The sequence below is a fragment of the Acinetobacter sp. Li1LvA2 genome (genome assembly GCF_056156705.1).
Window position 1 is genome coordinate 117,198 of sequence record NZ_JBSICF010000009.1, and the last position, 22,235, is coordinate 139,432.

19 protein-coding genes, 2 tRNA genes and 1 other RNA gene are annotated in these 22,235 nt (G+C 39.7%); 16 read left to right on the forward strand and 6 right to left on the reverse strand.

Annotated features, from left to right (window positions below; genetic code table 11):
- Nucleotides 1-100: 100 nt before the first annotated feature.
- From coaD to ACS604_RS16510, 5 genes are all read left to right on the forward strand, one after another.
- Nucleotides 101-592: a pantetheine-phosphate adenylyltransferase gene (gene coaD / locus ACS604_RS16490; protein WP_004794188.1), complete on the forward strand. Its 492-nt coding sequence runs from the start codon at nucleotides 101-103 to the stop codon at nucleotides 590-592.
- A gap of 1 nt (nucleotide 593) precedes the next feature.
- A complete protein-coding gene (locus tag ACS604_RS16495) occupies nucleotides 594-857 on the forward strand; it encodes a YfhL family 4Fe-4S dicluster ferredoxin (protein WP_004794186.1) in 264 nt (87 codons plus the stop codon).
- A 27-nt stretch (nucleotides 858-884) separates the two neighbouring features.
- An RNA gene (rnpB, locus tag ACS604_RS16500) (RNase P RNA component class A) lies at nucleotides 885-1,240 on the forward strand.
- Between the two features lie 63 nt (nucleotides 1,241-1,303).
- Nucleotides 1,304-1,380 (forward strand) — tRNA-Met (locus tag ACS604_RS16505).
- A 148-nt stretch (nucleotides 1,381-1,528) separates the two neighbouring features.
- Nucleotides 1,529-2,713 carry a porin gene (locus tag ACS604_RS16510; RefSeq protein ID WP_474772279.1) on the forward strand — a complete coding sequence of 395 codons (1,185 nt, stop codon included), beginning with the start codon at nucleotides 1,529-1,531 and terminating at the stop codon, nucleotides 2,711-2,713.
- A 53-nt stretch (nucleotides 2,714-2,766) separates the two neighbouring features.
- On the opposite strand, the gene ACS604_RS16515 is transcribed toward ACS604_RS16510, so the two are convergent.
- A complete protein-coding gene (locus tag ACS604_RS16515; RefSeq protein WP_474772280.1) occupies nucleotides 2,767-3,747 on the reverse strand; it encodes a LysR family transcriptional regulator in 981 nt (326 codons plus the stop codon).
- Nucleotides 3,748-3,850: 103 nt separating this feature from the next.
- Between ACS604_RS16515 and ACS604_RS16520 the strand changes: the two genes are divergently transcribed.
- From ACS604_RS16520 to ACS604_RS16550, 7 genes are all read left to right on the forward strand, one after another.
- A complete protein-coding gene (locus tag ACS604_RS16520) occupies nucleotides 3,851-4,963 on the forward strand; it encodes a tartrate dehydrogenase (protein ID WP_174727528.1) in 1,113 nt (370 codons plus the stop codon).
- Nucleotides 4,964-4,983: 20 nt separating this feature from the next.
- A complete protein-coding gene (locus ACS604_RS16525) occupies nucleotides 4,984-6,636 on the forward strand; it encodes a BCCT family carnitine transporter (protein WP_474772281.1) in 1,653 nt (550 codons plus the stop codon).
- Nucleotides 6,637-6,647: 11 nt separating this feature from the next.
- A complete protein-coding gene (locus tag ACS604_RS16530) occupies nucleotides 6,648-7,622 on the forward strand; it encodes an alpha/beta hydrolase (RefSeq protein ID WP_474772282.1) in 975 nt (324 codons plus the stop codon).
- A gap of 42 nt (nucleotides 7,623-7,664) precedes the next feature.
- Nucleotides 7,665-8,780: a carnitine monooxygenase subunit alpha gene (cntA, locus tag ACS604_RS16535; RefSeq protein ID WP_191012713.1), complete on the forward strand. Its 1,116-nt coding sequence runs from the start codon at nucleotides 7,665-7,667 to the stop codon at nucleotides 8,778-8,780.
- Nucleotides 8,781-8,843: 63 nt separating this feature from the next.
- Entirely contained in the window at nucleotides 8,844-10,295 is a 1,452-nt protein-coding gene (locus ACS604_RS16540) for an NAD-dependent succinate-semialdehyde dehydrogenase (protein ID WP_474772283.1), read from the forward strand.
- A 47-nt stretch (nucleotides 10,296-10,342) separates the two neighbouring features.
- Nucleotides 10,343-11,299, forward strand: coding sequence for a carnitine monooxygenase, reductase subunit CntB (gene cntB, locus ACS604_RS16545; RefSeq protein ID WP_174758904.1), 957 nt, complete (start codon nucleotides 10,343-10,345; stop codon nucleotides 11,297-11,299).
- A gap of 157 nt (nucleotides 11,300-11,456) precedes the next feature.
- Nucleotides 11,457-11,533 (forward strand) — tRNA-Met (locus tag ACS604_RS16550).
- Nucleotides 11,534-11,576: 43 nt separating this feature from the next.
- Here the strand turns inward: ACS604_RS16550 and ACS604_RS16555 are convergent.
- The 5 genes from ACS604_RS16555 to ACS604_RS16575 all read right to left on the reverse strand — a co-directional run bounded on the left by ACS604_RS16555 (nucleotide 11,577) and on the right by ACS604_RS16575 (nucleotide 16,987).
- A complete protein-coding gene (locus tag ACS604_RS16555) occupies nucleotides 11,577-12,605 on the reverse strand; it encodes a hypothetical protein (protein WP_474772285.1) in 1,029 nt (342 codons plus the stop codon).
- The gene (locus tag ACS604_RS16560; protein ID WP_013198780.1) at nucleotides 12,598-14,223 is read right to left on the reverse strand and encodes an NAD+ synthase; all 1,626 of its coding nucleotides are present in this window, start codon (nucleotides 14,221-14,223) and stop codon (nucleotides 12,598-12,600) included. Before ACS604_RS16560 ends, ACS604_RS16555 begins: the two co-directional genes overlap by 8 nt.
- A 385-nt stretch (nucleotides 14,224-14,608) precedes the next feature.
- A complete protein-coding gene (locus ACS604_RS16565; RefSeq protein ID WP_474772287.1) occupies nucleotides 14,609-15,169 on the reverse strand; it encodes a hypothetical protein in 561 nt (186 codons plus the stop codon).
- Nucleotides 15,170-15,286: 117 nt separating this feature from the next.
- A complete protein-coding gene (locus ACS604_RS16570; RefSeq protein WP_004794166.1) occupies nucleotides 15,287-15,739 on the reverse strand; it encodes a CopD family protein in 453 nt (150 codons plus the stop codon).
- Nucleotides 15,740-15,757: 18 nt separating this feature from the next.
- Nucleotides 15,758-16,987 carry a beta-ketoacyl synthase N-terminal-like domain-containing protein gene (locus ACS604_RS16575; RefSeq protein ID WP_004641618.1) on the reverse strand — a complete coding sequence of 410 codons (1,230 nt, stop codon included), beginning with the start codon at nucleotides 16,985-16,987 and terminating at the stop codon, nucleotides 15,758-15,760.
- Nucleotides 16,988-17,287: 300 nt separating this feature from the next.
- Here ACS604_RS16575 and ACS604_RS16580 point away from each other — a divergent pair, with 300 nt between their 5' ends.
- The 4 genes from ACS604_RS16580 (at nucleotide 17,288) to fusA (ending at nucleotide 22,129) form a co-directional block, all read left to right on the forward strand.
- A complete protein-coding gene (locus ACS604_RS16580) occupies nucleotides 17,288-18,607 on the forward strand; it encodes an EcsC family protein (protein ID WP_216069932.1) in 1,320 nt (439 codons plus the stop codon).
- A 200-nt stretch (nucleotides 18,608-18,807) separates the two neighbouring features.
- Entirely contained in the window at nucleotides 18,808-19,182 is a 375-nt protein-coding gene (rpsL, locus tag ACS604_RS16585; RefSeq protein WP_002050319.1) for a 30S ribosomal protein S12, read from the forward strand.
- 160 nt (nucleotides 19,183-19,342) lie between these two features.
- Nucleotides 19,343-19,813 (forward strand): 30S ribosomal protein S7, encoded by a 471-nt coding sequence (rpsG, locus tag ACS604_RS16590; protein WP_004638185.1) that lies wholly within the window; start codon nucleotides 19,343-19,345, stop codon nucleotides 19,811-19,813.
- A gap of 177 nt (nucleotides 19,814-19,990) precedes the next feature.
- The gene (gene fusA, locus ACS604_RS16595; RefSeq protein ID WP_005303124.1) at nucleotides 19,991-22,129 is read left to right on the forward strand and encodes an elongation factor G; all 2,139 of its coding nucleotides are present in this window, start codon (nucleotides 19,991-19,993) and stop codon (nucleotides 22,127-22,129) included.
- Nucleotides 22,130-22,235 lie beyond the last annotated feature (106 nt).

Consider the following 22,235-nt stretch of genomic DNA (forward strand, 5'->3'; position numbering starts at 1 on the left):
TAAACTGATGCTAAGGTGAAGTTTTTCCTGCACATGAATATTTCGCCTCATGTATAACTTTTGCTAAAATAGGTTCACAATACAATTAGAGTACTAGCGGATGTCTAAAACGCGTGTAATTTATCCTGGAACATTTGACCCCATTACGAATGGACACGTTGATTTAGTTACTAGAGCATCAAGAATGTTTGATGAGGTTGTAGTAGCAATTGCAATTGGACATCATAAAAATCCTTTGTTCAGTTTAGAAGAGAGAGTTGAACTTGCACAATCATCTTTAGGTCACCTCTCAAATGTTGAGTTTGTAGGCTTTGATGGTTTACTGGTTAATTTTTTTAAAGAACAAAAGGCAACAGCAGTACTTCGTGGTTTAAGAGCGGTTTCTGATTTTGAATATGAATTTCAATTGGCTAATATGAACCGTCAACTTGACCCACATTTTGAAGCGGTGTTTTTAACACCATCTGAGCAGTATTCATTTATTTCTTCGACATTGATTCGGGAAATTGCTCGTTTAAAAGGGGATGTAACCAAGTTTGTTCCGCAAGCTGTGGTTGAGGCCTTTGAACGTAAACATCAACAAGGTTGGTAACGTGTCGTTATATATCACCGATGAATGTATAAACTGTGATGTTTGTGAACCAGTTTGCCCCAATGAAGCAATTTTTATGGGTGAAGTGATTTATGAAATTCATCCAGATTTGTGTACTGAGTGCGTTGGTCATCATGACCAACCGCAATGTCAGTTGTTTTGTCCTGTAGATTGTATTCCTAAAGATCCACAGCATGAGGAAACAGAAGAACAGCTCTTCGACAAATATAAAAAATTAATTGCTCAAAAAAGCACGAGCAATTAGTAAATAAATTTGTTAATATGCGCCCCTGAGGTGAGCTGGATGGTCGCTGCTGTGGAGGTCTTCGTGACTGAAGCAGGGGAGGAAAGTCCGGGCTTCATAGGGCAGGGTGCCAGGTAACGCCTGGGCGGTGAAAGCCGACGGAAAGTGCAGCAGAGAGTAGACCGCCTCATTCGTGAGGTAAGGGTGAAAGGGTGCGGTAAGAGCGCACCGCGTGTCTGGTAACAGTTCACGGCATGGTAAACCCCACCAGAAGCAAGACCAAATAGGAATCCTGAGGTACGGCCCGTACTGGATTCGGGTAGGTCGCTTGAGCGTATGAGTGATTGTACGCCTAGAGGAATGACCATCCTCGACAGAACCCGGCTTATAGGCTCACTTCACCTAATTTATTTAAAATTTTTCTTGACGTGCATTAAAGAAACTAAGATAATGCGCGCACAGTTTTCGGCTATGTAGCTCAGTTGGTTAGAGCACCGCACTCATAATGCGGGGGTCACAAGTTCAAGTCTCGTCATAGCCACCATTTTATAGACCACGCTCCTGCGTGGTCTTTTTTTATGCTCGTTTTTTGATTAAACACAGTTTGTAAAGACCGACTTTATAGTTGTGGCATTGTTTGTCTACGTCAATTTCTTCATGTTCTTATAACACTTAACAAGGATGTTGAAGACATGAAAAGGTCATTATTATTTTTAGGGATTTTAAGTTTAACGGCGGGAGTTCAAGTTTCTGCAGCTGATTTGAGTTGGGGAGATCCAACTTTAGACTCGGGTCAATTTAAAATTTCTGGCGCGGTACGCTCCCGATATTTGCATAAAGATTATGTGGTTGATGCAAATGAAGGTTCTCAAAATGATGACTGGCGGCTAACCGATATTAAATTAGTGTTAGGTTATGAAAATCCAGATTGGATTGCAGGGGCGGATGCTCGTTGTTATCAATATGATCGCTTATGCGATGCAATTTTTCTAAAAAAAGCATGGGTAGGTTATAAGTTATCTGACCAGCAGAGAATCACGGCAGGTTTGCAACCCGTTGATTTTGGTTTTGGCGAATTTTGGGGAAGTAGTTATTACGAAACACTTTTAAATACAGTTGGTTTAGAAGATATAGATAATCTAGGGATCAAATATAAATTCGCAGATGATAAATATAATTTAACTTTAGGGTTCTATCCACGTGATGGTGGAAATTTCAAAGGTACTTCAAAGGACTCAAGCCGATACAGTGGTAATTTTGTTGAAGCTGATGATTTAAGTACAGGCACCCATATTGAAGAAAAAAACATGTGGATTGCTCGGGCCTCTAGAAAAATTGAACTTGATCAGGCTCAAAAATTTTCGACTGAGTTAGGCGGTTCAGTGTGGTATTCCGATTTAGAAAATAAAAGAACTAATGAAGATGGTCAGCGTAAGTCATGGAACATTTTTGCTCAAACGCAATATCAAGTATGGCAATGGATGTTCTTGGCAGGTAAACAAGATGTGACCAATGGCGATGATTTATTTCCTCATAGTTCAACGATTGGTGCATTTGATTATCCATATCAAGTCGCCAATAAAGGTAAGTATTTGGTCAATGAAATTAATTACACCTTTGCTCAGCCATTCCATCAGATTGAAAACATTAAACCTTATATCTCTCATAGCCGCTTTTTTAAAGATGAGGATGGTTATAAAGACTCTGAACGTTTAATTGCTGGGGTTTATTTTAACTACAAAGCGATTGGTATTCAGGGGGAATATATCATGAGTAAAAATGACCCAATGGTGGGTGGTGGGGCGGATGGCCTTGCACAAGGTAGCAGTAATGATTGGGATAAATTATTTTATCTCTCAATTGGATATTATTTCTAAAATTTAAGAGCAATTTATTGCCCTAAGTGAATAGGCTTCACTTAGGACTTTTTTTATAGAAAGACTTTTTCAGGCGGAGGTTCACGTTTGATTGCGGGTGAAATGAGTTGTCCTCGGCTTAAGTTTTGCACATGTTGCAATCGATTAAGTAATTCATTTTGAATGAACAAAATGCAAGTTTGTAATTTAGACGAGCTTTTGAGTCGTGATGGATAAACGGCCCAAATATCAGCATCTTGCCAATACTCAGGCAAAATATGCTGAAGTTGGCCAGTAATTAATTCGTCTGCAACATCCCAGATCGAGCGGAAAATAATACCGTGACCTTCTATGGCAAGCTGATGAATAATTTCGCCATTATTAGAAACAAAGCGGGGTTTGACATGAACCGAGACATCTTCAGAAGCATGTCTAAATTTCCATAGCACAGATGATTGATCACGCTCACTAATGGTCAAACAATCATGTGTTTGCAAATCTTCAATGCTGTCTGGTACGCCGTGTTTAAGTAAATAGCTAGGTGCTGCACATAAAATTCGAAAATTAGAAGCTAACTTCTTCGCAATCATGTTTGGCGCAATTTCATTACCAATTCTAATATCCAAATCAATACTGTGTTGAATCAAGTCCTTGGTATTGTCGATGGTGTCAAAATGAATCTGAAGCTTTGGATAAAGCATCATTAATTTAGACAGAATTGGGGCGATATGCTTTCTGCCAAAACCAAAGCTACTAATAATATCCATACGACCTGTAGGCGTACTAAGCGGGTTATTAACCAGTTCACAGACTTCATCAAATTCTTCAAGAATATTTGAAACTCTTTCAAGGATGAGTTTGCCATCTTCCGTTAGGCTGACATGACGCGTGCTGCGATGAAAGAGTTTGCAGCTTAACGTGTTTTCTAAAATATTAATTCGCTTGCTAATAAAAGCTGGCGATGTCCCGAGTTCCTCAGCAGATTCGACAAAACTTTTGAGTTTGGCGACTGTGCAAAAAACCTTTAAATCCGATAGGTTAGGTAGATTGTTCACGATCCGTGTCCATTGGAGTGATAGTTCCGTTATTGATCATTTTTGCTTAAAACATCATGTTTAAGCCATACAAGGATATTAGTCTAAGGTGTGAAGGAAGCTTATGGCAAAAAGATATAAAGTTGCCACGATTGCAGGCGATGGCATTGGTTTAGAAGTTCTACCAGAAGGCATTAAGGTTGTAAAGGCAGCGGCAGAGAAGCATGGCATTGAGCTTCAGTTAGATGCTTTCGATTGGGCAAGCTGCGATTACTACCTTGAGCACGGCAAAATGATGCCGGATGACTGGTTTGAAACCTTGCAAGGTTACGATGCGATCTATTTTGGCGCTGTAGGCTGGCCGGATAAAGTGCCTGACCATATTTCACTTTGGGGTTCGCTGCTCCAGTTCCGTCGTGGTTTTGACCAATATGTGAATTTACGTCCAGTGCGCTTAATGCCTGGTGTGAAATGTCCATTGGTAGGTAAAAAACCGGGCGATATCGATTTTTACGTGGTTCGTGAAAACAGTGAAGGTGAATACTCAGCCATTGGTGGTAAAGCTTTTGAAGGAACAGACCGCGAGTTTGTTTTACAAGAGGCTGTATTTACACGTCATGGTGTAGATCGCATTTTGCGTTACGCATTTGAGTTTGCAAATCAACGTGATGCGAAAAAAATTACCGCAGCGACCAAATCAAATGGTATTGCTGTCAGTATGCCGTACTGGGATGAACGCGTTGACGCAATGGCAAAACAATATCCACAAATTCAGGCTGATAAACAGCACGTTGATATTTTAGCGGCTCGTTTTGTTTTGCAACCTGAGCGTTTTGATGTGGTTGTGGCATCCAATTTATTTGGCGACATTCTTTCTGATTTAGGGCCTGCATGTACGGGAACCATTGGTTTGGCTGCTTCGGCAAATTTAAACCCAGAAAGAAAATTCCCATCACTGTTTGAACCAGTCCATGGTTCAGCACCAGATATTTACGGTAAACAAATTGCCAATCCAATCGCCGCGATTTGGTCGGGTGCCATGATGTTCGAATTCTTTGGTGAAGAAGACGAACGCTGCATTCAAGCAGGTCAGGACATTATGCAGGCGATTGAGAATGTATTAATTAATGGGCCAAAAACAGCTGATATTGGCGGTGAGGCAAAAACTTATGAGGTAGGAGATGCAATTGCATCGTGTGTAGCCCAAATTAAAATGGACGTGTTCGCTATGGAATAACGCCATCCAAAAATGGATGTATGGATATGGATAATCAAAACACAAAAATTTATACGGATAAAGTTCTTGCCGTAACCAGCTTACTGTTTGTATTTATTTCAGTTGCTGGTTTGGCAATTTATTCGCAAGAGTCGATCAAGATTGCTGCAACATGGATGCAGTGGACAACATCGATGTTTACAACACCAGTATTACTGTTTGCTTTTTTAGCCATCCTTTTTACTTTTGGTCTGGCCTTTAGTAAATACGGAAAAATCAAACTAGGTGAAGGAAAGCCTCAATACACCACGATGTCATGGATTTTTATGTTCATCTTGTCAGGTATTGGGTCTTCTACACTGTACTGGGGCTTCTTGGACTGGGCTTACTATTATCAAACTCCGGGTTTGAGCTTACCGCCTGAGTCAGCAGAAGCATTGAAATATAGCGTGGCTTACTCGTTTTTTCACTCTGGCTTAAGTGCTTGGGCAATTTATGCTTTGGCATCAATTTCTTTGTGCTACAGCTATCATGTGAGAAAAAACAAAGGATTAAGTTTGGCTTCCGTGATTGAGGCTGTGACGGGCTTTAAATCAACTGGCGTGGTTGGGCGTTTAGTCGACCTTATGTTCTTGCTTTGCATGTTTGGTGCATTGACGATTTCATTAGTACTTACCGCAGTGACATTTACCAATATTTTGTCGCAGCTCACAGGTATCCCAAATACCTTTATGACTAAGGTCATCATTATTTTAGGTGTTTCGGTTCTGTTCGCACTCAGTTCTTATGTGGGCATGGATAAGGGCATGCAGCGTTTAAGCCACATGGTGTGCTTGGGCGTGGTGTTATTTGCGATTTATGTACTTTGCTTTGGTCCAACGCAATTCATTTTGAATAATTCACTAATGAGTTTTGGATTAATGGCAACCAACTTTGTTGATATGAGTTTGTTTACTGACCCAATGGGTGATGGCAAGTTTACTCGTGAATGGACTGTTTTCTACTGGTTATGGTGGATTTCATATGCACCGGGTGTGGCACTGTTTGTAACGCGTGTTTCTAAAGGCCGTACCATTAAAGAAGTGATCTTTGCCATGGTAATTGGTGGCAGTGTCGGTCTTTGGTTCATCTTTGGTGTGTTTGAAAACTACAGTGTTTATAGCTTTATTCATGGGGCTGTAAATGTACCGCAAATCTTAAGCCAACAAGGTGGTGAGGTTGCGATTGGTCAATTACTCAGTCTGTTACCTGCCGGAAAACTCATGATGTGGATTTTCCTCGGCATTATGGTGGTGTTCTTGGCAGCACACATGGATGCAGTAGGCTATGCGGTTTCAGCAACATGTACACGTGGTTTAAGTGAAGGACAAGATCCATCGCCAAATGCCCGTTTGTTCTGGTGTGTCATGCTGACTTTAGTTCCAATTGCCATGATCTTTAGTAAAGCGCCTTTGGACACAATGAAAACAGCAACCATTGTGACGGCTTTACCATTCATTGTGATTATTCTGATTCAAACCTATGGTTTAGTGAAATGGCTGATTCAGGATTATGCCAAAGTCCCATCGCATTTAATTGAGCAACAAGGTTATGATGAGCAAGAAATTGGTTTAAACCAGTCTCAAGATGAACATGCAAAACGGATGCAACTTGAGCTAGCAAGCTCAATCAAACTGGATAGAAAAATCAGCTAGAGGGAACGGTAATGACTACATGTGAACAGACCACGTATGTTTTAAGTGAAGAAATGCAAAGCCTAGTGTACTGGAGCAGCATTTATTCACCAGCAGATGCAGATATTGATTCAGTCCGTGCAGCATATGACGCGATGTGCCGACACTACACTTTGCCTCGTGATGGCAAGATTGAAGTAGAAGACCGAGTTGTTGCAAATGCGGAGCATCCTGTACCTGTTCGCATCTATTTACCAAAAACTAAACAACCTGAAGCTGGTTGGCCATGTGTGCTGTATTTGCATGGCGGTGGTTGGATGGTCGGTGGACTCGATTCACATGAGTTTATTACCAGTTATTTGTGTCAGGACTTAAATGTAGTTGTCATTAGCGTAGATTACCGCATGGCACCAGAACATCGTTTTCCAGCAGCTTTTGAAGATTGTTTAGCAGTTTATCACTGGCTTAAACAACATGGTTCTGACTGGCAGATCGATAGCAAAAATATCGTTCTAGCAGGGGATAGTGCTGGCGGTAATTTAGCAGCAGCCCTTGCAGTGCATCTACAGCATAGTGGTATGCAAGCTCAAGGACTGGCTTTGGTTTATCCGTGTTTAACTACAGCACTTGATACACCAGCCGCACAAAAGCACGCCCATGCACCGTTATTAACAACGGAAGATATGCATTTTTATTTAAAGGAATATGCACCTAACTCTCAAGATTGGCAGGATTTACGAATAGCGCCTTTATTGGCAACTGATTTTTCAGATATGCCTGCCAGTTTTGTAGCCGTTGCAGAATACGACCCTTTAACTGATGACGGTTATTTCTTTACCCAAAAATTGGAACAAGCAGGTATCCCTAACGAGTTCCATTTAGGTAAAGGTTTATTACATGGCAGTTTACGTCTCATGCGTGATTGCCCTGAAGTTCAACAGTTATATCAAAACATGCTGAGTGCGATACGCCGCATGTTTGGCAGTGTCGAAAAGACATCAATTTAATATCGAGTCATTTGGACGAAAAGAATTTAATGGAGTAATAACATGAGTGCAGTTGAAAAATTACCTGAGGATTTTTGCGCAAACCCAGATGTTGCATGGACTTTTCCTAAAGTTTTCTATACTTCATCGCAAGTTTTTGAGCATGAGAAAGAAGCAATCTTTGCTAAAAGCTGGATTTGTGTTGCACATGGCAGTGAATTGGCACAACCGAATGACTATATTACCCGTAAAGTAATTGGTGAAAATATTGTCATCATTCGTGGTAAAGATAGTGTTTTACGTGCGTTTTATAATGTATGTCCACACCGTGGTCACGAGCTTTTAAGTGGCAGTGGTAAAGCAAAAAATGTAATTACCTGCCCATACCATGCTTGGACTTTCAAGCTAGATGGTAGTTTAGCTTTGGCACGTAATTGTGACCATGTTGAATCTTTCGATAAAGAAAACTCAAGCATGGTTCCTTTAAAGGTTGAGGAATATGCAGGCTTTGTTTTCATTAATATGGATGAAAATGCGACTTGTGTAGAAGACCAACTTCCAGAATTTGCTGAGCGTTTAAATCAAGCATGTAGCGTGATTAAAGATTTGAAACTAGCGGCACGTTTTGTGACAGAAACGCCGGCAAACTGGAAAGTAATTGTTGATAACTATCTAGAGTGCTATCACTGTGGACCAGCGCATCCTGGTTTTGCCGATTCGGTACAAGTTGATAAATATTGGCACACAACACATCAGAACTGGACATTGCAATATGGCTTTGCTCGCTCATCTGAGAAGTCATTTAAGCTTGATCCATCGGTAACTGATCCTGAGTTTCATGGGTTCTGGACTTGGCCTTGTACTATGTTCAACGTACCACCGGGCAGCAATTTCATGACTGTAATCTATGAGTTCCCAGTAGATGCAGAAACGACTTTGCAGCATTACGATATTTATTTCACGAACGAAGAACTCACTCAAGATCAGAAAGACTTAATTGAGTGGTATCGTAATGTATTCCGTCCTGAAGATTTGAACTTGGTCGAAAGCGTACAACGTGGTTTGAAATCACGCGGTTATCGTGGTCAAGGCCGTATTATGACTGACAAGCAACGCTCAGGAATTAGTGAACATGGTATTGCTTACTTCCAAAATTTAGTGGCGCAGCATCACAAATAAAACAAATGGATTTATTCAGGTGTAAAGATGACTTACACCTGATTCTTCAGTTAGGAAGATGATATGTCGAGTTTACAAAGCACTGAATTATTTCAGCAACAAGCCTATATTAACGGGCAATGGCTAGCTGCACAGTCAAATGCAACGGTTCCAGTGACTAACCCTGCTACAGGCGAAGAAATTGGCACAATTCCAAATATGGGAGCGGCTGAAGCTACACAAGCAGTTGAAGCTGCTTATACTGCTTTGCAAAGCTGGAAGGCTTTGACCGCTCAAAACCGTGCAGATATTTTATTGGCTTGGTACAAACTGGTTCTAGATCATACCGATGAACTTGCTTTAATCATGACTATTGAGCAAGGAAAGCCTTTAGCAGAAGCGAAAGGTGAGGTGCGTTATGCTGCCTCATTTATTCAATGGTTTGCCGAAGAAGGTAAGCGTATTTATGGTGATGTGATTCCAACCGTAAATAACCAGCAGCGTTTTATTATTAGTAAAGAACCTGTGGGTGTCGTGGCTGCTATTACGCCGTGGAATTTCCCAATTGCCATGATTACTCGTAAAGCGGCACCAGCTTTAGCAGCTGGATGTACGGTCGTGATTAAGCCAGCAAATGAAACGCCTTACTGCGCATTAGCGATTGCGAAACTTGCAGAAAAAGCAGGTATTCCGGCTGGTGTGCTTAATGTTGTGACCGGTAAATCTCAAGAAATTGGCTCTGTATTTACTTCACATGAAAAAGTGAAGAAATTGACCTTTACTGGCTCAACGCCAGTGGGACGCCTACTGATGCAGCAGTGTTCAAGCACCATTAAAAAATTAGCGCTTGAGTTAGGTGGTAATGCACCACTGATTGTATTTGATGATGCAGATTTGGATAAAGCTGTACAAGGTGCAATTTTTGCCAAGTTCCGTAATGCAGGTCAGACCTGTGTTTGTGCTAACCGCATTTATGTACACGACAATATTTATCAAGCTTTTGCTGAGAAGTTCGTTCAAGAAGTACAAAAGTTTAAAGTCGGTAATGGACTTGAAGATGGCGTGCAAATTGGCCCATTAATTAATGAAAAAGCAGTTTTGAAAGCACAGCAATTGATTGATGAGGCAGTCAGTAAAGGAGCTAAAATTGCTTGTGGCGGTAAACAACATGCTTTAGGTCAAACCTTCTATGAGCCATCGGTTTTAACTAACGTTGACCGTACGATGGAAATTGTCCAAGAAGAAATTTTTGGTCCAGTTGCGCCGCTCATTCGCTTTACAGATGAAGCAGATGTCGTTGCTCAGGCCAATGACACCATCTTTGGTTTGGCTGCTTATGTTTATAGCGAAAATATTTCACGTTTATGGCGAGTGTCAGAACAGCTTGAATATGGAATGGTAGGTATGAATGCCACAGCAATTTCAAATGAAGTTGTACCATTTGGTGGTGTAAAGCAATCAGGTGTCGGACGTGAAGGCTCAAAGTATGGTCTTGAAGAGTTCATGACCATTAAATACATGTGTTTAGGGCTTTAAGGATAAGCCCTAACAACAAGAATATGCGGTAAAAGAAGGATTCTAATATGGCTAGTCATTATGAAATGTTCCCAGCGGTTGTTACTCATGTGGAACAGCTAACCCCTTTAATCAAACGGTTTACGTTCAAACGTCAAGATGGGCAGAACTTTCCTCGATTTAGTGGGGGAAGCCATATTATTGTCAAAATGAATGAACAGCTTTCCAATGCGTATTCATTGATGAGTTGTACGCAAGATCTATCGACTTACCAAGTCTGTGTTCGTAAGGATGTGGAAGGTAAGGGCGGTTCGATTTTCATGCATGATCAATGTAATGAAGGCTGTGAAATTCAGATTTCAGAACCAAAAAATTTATTTCCATTAGCTGAAACAGGCAATAAACATATTTTAATTGCAGGTGGTATTGGCATTACACCATTCTTGCCACAAATGGATGAGCTTGCAGCACGTGGTGCTGAGTTTGAGCTACATTATGCCTACCGTTCACCTGAACACGCGGCTTTGTTAGATGAGCTTAAGCAGAAACATACGGAGCATGTATTTAGCTATGTTGACTCAGAAGGTTGCGCATTAAATTTGGATGAACTGATTTCATCACAACCTAAAGGTACACATGTCTATGTCTGTGGGCCGAAACCTATGATTGATGCTGTGATTGATTGCTGTAATAAGCATCGTTACCGCGATGAATATATCCACTGGGAACAATTTGCTTCAACAGTTCCAGAAGATGGTGAAGCGTTTACAGTGGTACTTGCTAAGTCTAATCAGGAAATTGAAGTACAAAGTAACCAGACCATTTTACAAGCCATCGAAACATTAAATATTGATGTGGAATGTTTATGTCGCGAAGGGGTTTGCGGTACATGTGAAACTGCTATTTTAGAAGGTGAAGCAGAGCACTTCGATCAATACTTAAGTGATGCAGAAAAGGCTTCACAAAAGAGCATGATGATTTGTGTATCAAGATCAAAAGGAAAAAAACTAGTATTAGATCTCTAATATATTTCTTTGGTTGATCAATTGTTTAAAGTACAAATTTGCTAAAAAATGAACAAATAATGATGATCTGAATCTTATTTGTTCATTTGATGGAATTTAGTGGTTTTGAACTCTTGACCTGCTATACAGAACTATAGATAATGCGCACACAGTTTACGGCTATGTAGCTCAGTTGGTTAGAGCACCGCACTCATAATGCGGGGGTCACAAGTTCAAGTCTCGTCATAGCCACCATTTTAAAAACCATGCTCATGCATGGTTTCTTTTTATCTGCTTTTTACATATTAAAATGTTTTTCAATCGTATCGAGTGTTTTTGAGCTTTGATAAAAAGGAGCTAAAAGCGTTTGTAATAACGGTTCTAAAATACCGTGTTCATTAAAGGCATTCATAACCTTCGGATAAAAACGTAAAGCTTCAGTTTGTAAGTCGCTTTCGGTTAAACCAATCTCACTTAATACTTCAAATAAACTCTGGTCTTTATAAAAGTCATAAAAAACTTCGACACCATACAAAATCAGATCTTGCATGAATTGCGATTGGCGTAATTCTTTCCAGTATTCGTAAATTAAAACAAAAAACTCTTCAACATCGAGAGGAGTGAGTTGCTTCATAAACTCATACATTTTTTTATATCTAATATCTTCCCACACATGGCGTACTAGGCTTTCTAAATCTTCACTCGATAAAAGACTTAATTCTGTGAGTTGCTCATGAATAAAGCTGGCAATCCAAGTTTCAAGTTTATGCTCAAGACGTTGTTGCTGTAGAAAGGAGAATTTTTTGAGTTTGTGTTGCCATTCAAAGTGATAGTCATCAACTCTAGATGCGCTTAGAAATTTTGGTAATTTTTGTTCTAAGGTTGAGGTTGCAATATATTGGCAAAGTTGTTGTACAGAAGGACTACTTCTTAAAAACTGATTGAGATAAAGAGGAATATGTTCCATTTCTAAAAATTTGGAGAGCCACATTTCAAATTGGTGGTCAGATACCAAATCTTGTAGCTGAATTGGAGACTTCATTGCAGATATATAAATACGCTGCGCAATTTCCCCAATAAACTCAAGTAAACCAGCACCTAGCTGCATTTCAAAAGCATAACGTTTCACAACGGCTTGTAGTTGCTCTAAATCAACAACTTCATGAAGTTTTATTTCGTCAGCATGTTGCATAAACAGTTGAATGAACTGCTGGAAATAAATAGGTGAGTTTTCTATAGATAATTGTTTTTTGAAAAATTCCACCTGCTCAAGCAAAAGTGCTTGAGCAAGTGCTGTAGTTTTTGATGAGTTTTCCTGCTCAGTCATTCGCTGTCCAACCGTTGACAATCGGATAACGTCGTTCACGACTAAATGCACGAGAAGTAATTCTCGGCCCAATCGCGCCTTGACGACGTTTATATTCATTACGATCAACTAAACGGATAACTTTTTCAACTACTTCTTTATCAAAACCTTTGGCAATAATATCTGCCTGACTTAAATCCTCTTCAATATATGCGTAAAGAATGGCATCTAATACATCATATGCTGGTAAAGAGTCTTGGTCTTTTTGGTCTGGGCGAAGTTCTGCTGAAGGTGGACGAGTAATCACACGTTCAGGAATAACAGGAGTTTCGCTTAAGCTATTACGGTATTTTGCTAATTCAAATACGATAGTTTTATAAACATCTTTTAGAACTGCAAAGCCACCAACCATATCACCGTAAAGTGTACAGTAGCCAACTGAAAGCTCAGACTTGTTGCCAGTAGCGAGTACTAAATTACCAAATTTATTTGATAATCCCATGAGTAATGTGCCGCGTGCGCGCGCTTGTAAGTTCTCTTCGGTCGCATCTGCTGGTGAGTTGCCAAAGAAAGGATACAAGGTTTGCATAAAGCTATTTACAACTGAATGTATTTCAGCAATACCGAAAGTTACACCCATACGACGAGCTTGTTCTGCCGCATCTTCTACACTAATTTGAGAAGTATAAGTATAAGGCATCATTACGGCTTGTACTTTTTCTGCACCAATTGCATCAACAGCAATAGCAAGTGTAAGGGCAGAATCAATACCGCCAGATAAACCTAAAATTACACCAGGGAAACCTGAACGCTCTACATAGTCACGCGTTGCTAGAACTAAACCTTGATAGATCTCTGCAAATGTTTCTAAAGCAGGAGCTGATTCTGTGACTTTAAATGCTTTGTTTTTTGGGTCAAATTCAGCGATGTAGAGGTCTTCTTTAAAGCTCGGTGCTTGTAAAGCTATTCCACCATCTTTATTGCTGACAAAACTTGTGCCATCAAAAATTAAATCATCTTGGCCGCCCACTTGGTTAACGTACACAATGTTGAGGTGAAGTTGTTTTGCAAGTTCACTTAATGTTTGTGTACGGTGCTGTGGTTTACCGACTTCGTATGGTGATGCATTTAATACAAGAACAGTATCAACATTTAATTGGCTTAACTGTTTTACGGTATTAATTGACCAGATATCTTCGCAAATCAATACACCAAACTTGTGTCCAAGATATTCAAACACCAAATGCTGATGTCCTTTTTGGAAATAACGTTTTTCATCAAAGACGCCATAGTTTGGTAAATTGTGTTTGTTAAAAACACCCAAAACTTGACCGTCTTTCATGACAGCAGCAGAATTATAACGTTGACCATCTTCTGTCTGGTTCACAAATCCGAAAACCATGACAATATCTTTAACTTCGGCAAGTTGAGCAAAAGCCTTTTGCATACGTTTATTTAAATTTGGACGTAGCAATAAGTCTTCAGCTGGATAACCAATAACAGAAAGCTCGGGAAAAATAATCAGGTCAGCGTTTTGTTTTTTCGCCTGATTTACTTGCTCAATCATCTTTTTGGTGTTTGAGTCAATATTGCCAATATGCGGAGAAAACTGAGCAAGGGCAACTTTAAAACTTTTCATTCAAACCTAATCCTAGATCATAACGAATATAGATACACATAGTGTTGATTTTTATAGATATAATTTTTCAACGATGTGTATGATACGATATTAAACAATTAAAATAGTAAACAAAAATGTCAAGATCAATAATATATACCAATCACATATTTTCTGCGTAAAAATAACGAGATTTTCTGTATAGAATAGAAACAGGCTTCATTATTTTTATTGTTTGTATACTGCCTTATCACAAGCCAATTTGGAATAAGGGCGTTATATTTTTTTCAATAATTTGAATTAAATAAGAGTGATTCTATAGCTTAGGTAAGTATTTCTGATTTATAAGAATTCTCATTTACATTGAGCAAGAAATGTTACGTTCAAAGAAGGATTGATTATTTAGTTACAAATGAAGTTGAGGTGAACAGATAATATTTGGGATTTTACCAGAGCAAATGTCACGGGCAATTTCACCTTGTTGTTCAATGTTATAAGAGCTAAAAGCCTTGTGGGGAGAGTAGGTATATTTATAGGGGTTGTAACTTTTAAAGCTCAGATAATAAGCCGATTGCAGTAAGGCACCTTTAAGTAGTACATGAATACCTTTTTGATACTGCATGACATGAGTGAGTTCGTGAATAAAAATACCCTGCATAAATTTAGATTCTAGAGCATAATTTTCACTGTAATCGGAAAGATTGACATAAATATTTCCGTTTGGAGCCATAAAAATACCGTAAGACTGCCAAGGAAGGTAGCGAGTAGCAATAATTTTAGGTTGCTCACAATTGAGCATGTCGCCAAAGATCATTTGTGCTAATACTTTTTCTTGAGCAGTCAAATGCCTAATTGGGTAGTTTTTTAAGTGACGGAAAATAAAAAGTGTAAGAAGAGTAAATTTTCTGAGAATTAAGCGTTTAAAGGCATTAAAAAGTAGCATAGCTTTGCCATTAAATGAGTTCATCTATTTCTTTAGCATACTATAGGTTAGGTATCGCGAAATAAAGAGGTGTGGTTATTCATTAGTTTTCTTATTGCTGTGAATAAAAGAGTTCTTGGATAAGAAAAGCAAAAACCCCAGTTAAAACTGAGGCTTTACGACAACTAAAATCACAACAGCAAATAAAATTAAGGTCGGCATTTCATTAAAGAAGCGCCAGAACTTATGTGATTTATAGTGAGCATTTCCGATAAGTTTTTTACGGTAGTAGCCACATACCAAATGGTAGATGACTAACAAAGCGACTAATCCAACTTTAAGGTAAAACCATGTTGCCTGATGGTAATGTCGAGTTGCATCGCCCCAATCCACAAGAAAATGAGCAGTAATTAATGTGGCAATCAGAGAAGGCCACATAATTCCACGATACAACTTACGTTCCATTACTTCAAAGCGTTGATGACTAACAGCATCTTCACTCATAGCATGATAAACATATAGACGTGGTAAGTAGAACAAAGCAGCGAACCAACAAACCACGGCAATAATATGTAATGCTTTTACCCACAAAAAAGCATCAGAAGGTGCATCCATCGATAATCCTAGGTGGGATTATGCATCCCACTTCTTGAAAATAAGGCAAGCGTTAACGCCGCCAAAGCCAAAACTGTTACTCATTACAGTATTCAATTTTGCATCACGTTTTTCAAGTACGATATCAAACGGTTTTGCGCCTTCATCAAGTTCAGTTACATTGATGTTTGGTGCAATAAAGTCGTTTTGCATCATTAAAACAGAGTAAATAGCTTCTTGTACACCAGCTGCACCTAAGCTATGACCTGTCATAGATTTAGTTGAGCTAAGAGGAGGTACATTGCCTTCGCCAAATGCACGCTCCATTGCTTTAAGTTCTGTAATGTCACCAGCTGGAGTAGATGTACCATGTGTATTTACATAGTCAATTTTATCTACGCCATGTTGCTTAGCTTCTTCAAGCGCCATTAATACACAACGTGTAGCACCTTCACCGCTTGGAGCAACCATATCTGCGCCATCGCTGTTTGCAGCATAGCCAACGACTTCAGCTAAAATGTTGGCACCACGTGCTTGAGCGTGTTCAAGTGATTCAAGTACTACGAAACCACCACCGCCAGCAATAACGAAACCATCACGGTCTGCTGAATATGGACGAGATGCTGTTTCTGGAGTTTCATTATATTTTGAGCAGAGTGCACCCATTGCATCAAACAATAAACTTTGAGACCAATGATCTTCTTCACCACCACCAGCAAGCATAAGGTCTTGTTTGCCGAGTTGAATAAGATTGTACGCATAACCAATTGCATCAGCAGAAGTTGCGCAAGCACTTGTAATTGTATGAGCAATACCTTGCAGTTTGAATGCAACACCTACGTTTGCAGTAATAGTGTTTGACATGTTGCGTGGTACGAAGAAAGGTCCTACTTTACGTGCACCTTTAGTTTCTAAAAGCTCTGTCATTTCAACAACAGATGCAGTTGAACCACCACCTGAACCGCCTGCGATACCGTAACGTGGATTACCACCGATTTGTTCAGCAGTAAGACCTGCATGTTCAACAGCAGCTACAGCAGCATTGTAAGCGTACATTGCACATACGCCCATAAAGCGTTTTAACTTACGGTCAATATGATCAAAATCTTGTTCTGCAGCAGCGCTCACATGACTTTTAAAATTGAGTTCAGCATAAGTTGGGTTAAAACGTGTCCCGGAGATTCCATTTTGAAGTGAATGAGTAACTGCTTCTAAAGAGTTACCGATACATGAGTTAATACCCATACCAGTGATTACAACACGTTTCATCTACAGGTCCCTTTATGGTGATATTAAGAGTCTATGGTGATCAACAGCTACGAAAACGAATAGGAGAATATAGCTGTAAGAAAACAAGACTCATGTTTTTTCGTTGTTAACATGATAGCAGAAAGGATTTTTATTTCTTATGGCAAATCTTTATGACAATTTTACATTTAAAAAAAATAACCAAATACATAGTATGTTGCATTTAGGGTTAACTAAAATACACACATTCAAGTTGAGATAAATCCACATTCCACCTAGTATTTATGTCTAATTAGATAAATTAAAAAATCGAGGTACTTGATGACAAAATTTAATAATAATCAATCTGACAATTTGTTTTCTCAGGTCTTCGGAGTGGCTAAAAAGCTCAGTTCTACAGGATTGAGTATCTTGCAACAGAACCAATCAGGTGACGTTAGTAAGGTAATTGAACCAATTCCAACTGATAAAACGGTTGAAGGAAAATCGAGAACAAAAAGCCCATTTGAAGTTGAGCAATATGAAAGTCCTCAACAAATGCTACGTGAACAATTGCCGAAAGTAACTCGTCAGGTCTTTGGGCGACATTTCACAAAAGTAAATGGTGTAGCTACATTTCTTTCCCCAGATTGGGACGAAAAAATCTCAGGTTATTTATTTGATTGGCTGAATGACTTTAGTTCAAAAAGCACCTTAACTGAAAAAATCTTAGAAGAAGCGGGCGCTAAAGATTTATTTGAGCTCACTAAAGATACGGGCCGTTCTCAACGTTTAAGTCAGGCACTTATCGAACAAAATAAATTAATTGCAACTGTACAAGGTGCAATTACAGGCGTGTCGGGTGTGGTTGGTGCTGCTGTAGATATTCCTGTTTCACTCGTGCTGGTTTTAAGAACGATTTATCAGACTGGTAGATCACATGGTTTTGATCTTCTGGAAGTTACAGACCAAGATGTTGTTGAGTTTATCTTTAAAGAAGTTGATATTAGTTTGATTGCTGAAAAGCAAACTTTATTGATCGCTTTAAAAACATTACGCAATATGTTGGAAACGCAAGATATTCATCAATTTCAGCAAGTGTTAGGTTCAACTACCGATTTTGATACTTTAAAGAACTGGCTAGTCGATGAAGATGGGGAGTTTAAATGGGGGTGGTTAAACCGTATTCCTAAACTTTCAGCCTTTGGCAAAGTTACACCAGTTGCTGGTGCTGTTTTAAGCGCCGTATATAGTTGGAAACTACAAGAAGATGTTGGTCATAAAGCACAAGCCATTTTTGGTGCGGCAAGACATTATTTAAATGAACATCCAAGTGAGCATTTATCTCCGCTGCAGGCCTATTATGCTGCGGTAACGCTCATCCAGAAAGCTAGTCCTCGTCTTTTAAATGTGGGTGAGGATGGCAATATTCATGCCGCACATCATCATAAAGTAGAAAACCATGATGTCATTTCAAAAGTATCTATTGTTTTAAAGCCTACAGAAAGTAAAAAGAGTGAAGAAAAAATTCAGGAAAATGTTCACCAAGGTATCGAGCAACTTGCTGATAAACATGTTGAGGAACATGAGCATACTGAGCAAAAACCTGCTTTAACTCCTGAGGAAGATGAAGAAGAGTTGAATGATAAAAAATACTCTTAACAATACGCTTACAAATAAGAGGTTTAAAAATAAGATTTAAACTCTATTTAGATTTGTAAGTTATCCTGTCAAAGATTGATATGGTCAACATTTGGTAAGTATTGCCGTGTTGACCATTTTTGCATCTTAGCTTACAATTATGTGCCCTTAAAAAGAGGTATTTTCTTTTTAAGGTTTTTTAATAACGGGAGAATTGCCATATGGCAACAACGAATCAGTTGATCCGTAAGGGTCGTACGACTTTGGTTGAAAAATCCAAAGTTCCTGCGTTGAAGGCTTGTCCACAACGTCGTGGTGTTTGTACACGTGTTTATACAACTACACCTAAAAAACCTAACTCAGCTATGCGTAAGGTTTGCCGTGTTCGCTTAACTTCAGGTTTTGAAGTATCTAGCTACATCGGTGGTGAAGGTCATAACCTACAAGAGCACAGTGTTGTTCTTATCCGTGGTGGTCGTGTTAAAGACTTACCAGGTGTACGTTACCATACCGTTCGTGGTTCATTAGACTGTGCTGGTGTTAAAGATCGTAATCAATCACGTTCTAAATACGGTACTAAGCGTCCTAAGAAGTAATTCTAGGAAACTAGTCCAATAAGCCCTTTAGCGTTTCGCTTGTTTGAATTCTTCATAGATTTGTAATTCAAGCGACGTATAGTAAGGCCAGCGTCGTGTACATGACACTTGTACAAACTGCTGGATTATCCTGAAGTGTCATATTATTAGGTGTATTAAAATGCCAAGACGTCGCGTAGTCGCTGCTCGTGAGATCCTTCCAGATCCAAAATTTAGCAGCCAAACAATCGCTAAATTCATGAACCACGTAATGCAAGATGGTAAAAAATCTGTTGCTGAAGGTATCGTTTACGGTGCTTTAGAACGTGTTCAAGAAAAAAACAAAGTAGACCCAGTTGAATTTTTCGAGACTACTCTTGAAAAAGTTCGTCCTATGGTTGAAGTAAAAGCACGCCGTGTTGGTGGTGCTACTTATCAAGTACCTATGGAAGTACGCCCATCCCGTCGTACTGCCTTAGCTATGCGTTGGTTAGTAGATGCTGCTGCTAAGCGTTCTGAAAAAACGATGGCTTTACGTCTTGCTGGTGAGTTGCTTGATGCAGCTGAAGGTAAAGGTGCAGCAATCAAAAAACGTGAAGATGTGCACCGTATGGCTGAAGCTAACAAAGCCTTCTCTCACTACCGTTTCTAAGCGGATAAAACAGGCCTTATTCAGGAGAATATTCATGCGTACAGCAGCTCGATTCAACATTGCTCTTTATCAAAGTGGGAGCTTTGCAGGTATTTAAGTTGCCTGTTTGGATATTCGCGCGCATCAATTTAATTGGTGCGTCCTGTTTTAAATATAACATTTAGGAATGTAGACATCATGGCTCGCCAAACCCCAATTACTCGTTACCGTAACATCGGTATTTCTGCGCACATTGACGCAGGTAAAACAACTACAACTGAACGTATTTTGTTCTACACAGGTGTATCTCACAAAATTGGTGAAGTACACGACGGTGCAGCAACAATGGACTGGATGGAACAAGAGCAAGAGCGTGGTATTACAATTACCTCTGCTGCTACAACTTGTTTCTGGTCTGGTATGGGTAACCAATTCGAACAACACCGTATCAACGTAATTGACACCCCGGGACACGTAGACTTCACAATCGAAGTTGAACGTTCTATGCGTGTTCTTGACGGTGCGTGCATGGTTTACTGTGCTGTAGGTGGTGTACAACCTCAGTCTGAAACTGTATGGCGTCAAGCGAACAAATATAAAGTGCCTCGTTTAGCATTCGTGAACAAGATGGACCGTACTGGTGCAAACTTCTTCCGTGCTGTTGAGCAAGTTAAAACTCGTTTAGGTGGTAATCCTGTTCCTATCGTTGTGCCAATTGGTGCTGAAGATACATTCCAGGGTGTTGTTGACCTTATCGAAATGAAAGCGATTATCTGGGATGAAGCATCTCAAGGTATGAAGTTTGAATATGCTGACATCCCAGCTGACCTAGTTGATACGTCTAACGAATGGCGTACAAAAATGGTTGAAGCTGCGGCTGAAGCTTCTGAAGAATTAATGGACAAGTACCTTGAAGAAGGTGATCTTTCTAAAGAAGAGATCATTGCAGGTTTACGTGCTCGTACATTAGCTTCTGAAATTCAAGTAATGCTTTGTGGTTCAGCGTTCAAAAACAAAGGTGTTCAACGTATGTTGGATGCTGTAATTGAATTCTTACCATCACCTACAGAAGTTAAAGCGATCGAAGGTATCCTTGACGACAAAGACGAAACTAAAGCGTCTCGTGAAGCATCTGACGAAGCTCCGTTCTCTGCGCTTGCGTTCAAAATCATGAACGACAAATTCGTAGGTAACTTAACATTCGTACGTGTTTACTCTGGTGTTCTTAAACAAGGTGATCCGGTTTATAACCCAGTTAAATCTAAGCGTGAACGTATCGGTCGTATCGTGCAAATGCATGCGAACGAACGTCAAGATCTTGATGAAATCCGTGCAGGTGATATCGCAGCGTGTGTAGGTCTTAAAGACGTTACTACTGGTGATACATTATGTGATGAGAAAAACATCATTACTCTTGAACGTATGGAATTCCCAGAGCCAGTAATTTCATTGGCTGTTGAACCAAAAACTAAAGCAGACCAAGAAAAAATGTCTATCGCTTTAGGTCGTTTGGCTAAAGAAGATCCATCGTTCCGCGTTCGTACAGACGAAGAATCTGGTCAAACAATTATTGCTGGTATGGGTGAGCTTCACCTTGACATCATCGTTGACCGTATGAAGCGTGAATTCGGTGTTGAAGCGAACATTGGTAAACCAATGGTTGCTTACCGTGAAACGATCAAAAAGTCTGTTGAACAAGAAGGTAAGTTCGTACGTCAAACTGGTGGTAAAGGTAAGTTTGGTCACGTATATGTACGTCTTGAACCGCTTGATGTTGAAGAAGCTGGTAAAGAATACCAATTCGTTGAAGAAGTTGTTGGTGGTGTAGTACCTAAAGAATTCTTTGGCGCGGTTGACAAAGGTATTCAAGAACGTATGAAGAATGGTGTATTGGCTGGTTACCCTGTTGTGGGTATCAAAGCGACATTATTCGATGGTTCTTACCATGATGTCGACTCTGATGAATTGTCGTTCAAAATGGCTGGTTCATACGCTTTCCGTGACGGTTTCATGAAAGCTGATCCTATCCTTCTTGAACCAATCATGAAAGTTGAAGTAGAAACTCCAGAAGACTACATGGGCGATATCATGGGTGACTTAAACCGTCGTCGTGGTATGGTTCAAGGTATGGATGATCTTCCTGGTGGAACTAAAGCAATTAAAGCAGAAGTTCCATTGGCTGAGATGTTTGGTTACGCGACTCAAATGCGTTCTATGTCTCAAGGTCGTGCGACTTATTCTATGGAATTCGCTAAATACGCTGAAACTCCACGTAACGTGGCTGAAGGCATCATCGCTAAGTTCCAGACTGGCGGTAAAAAAGGTGACGACGAGTAATCTTTCGATTACTATAAGCCCAAACTAATTCTTAGTTAAAAACCAAGCGCTCGTGCAGTGACCCTGCATGAGCAGTTTATAAAGGAAGATCATCATGGCTAAAGCC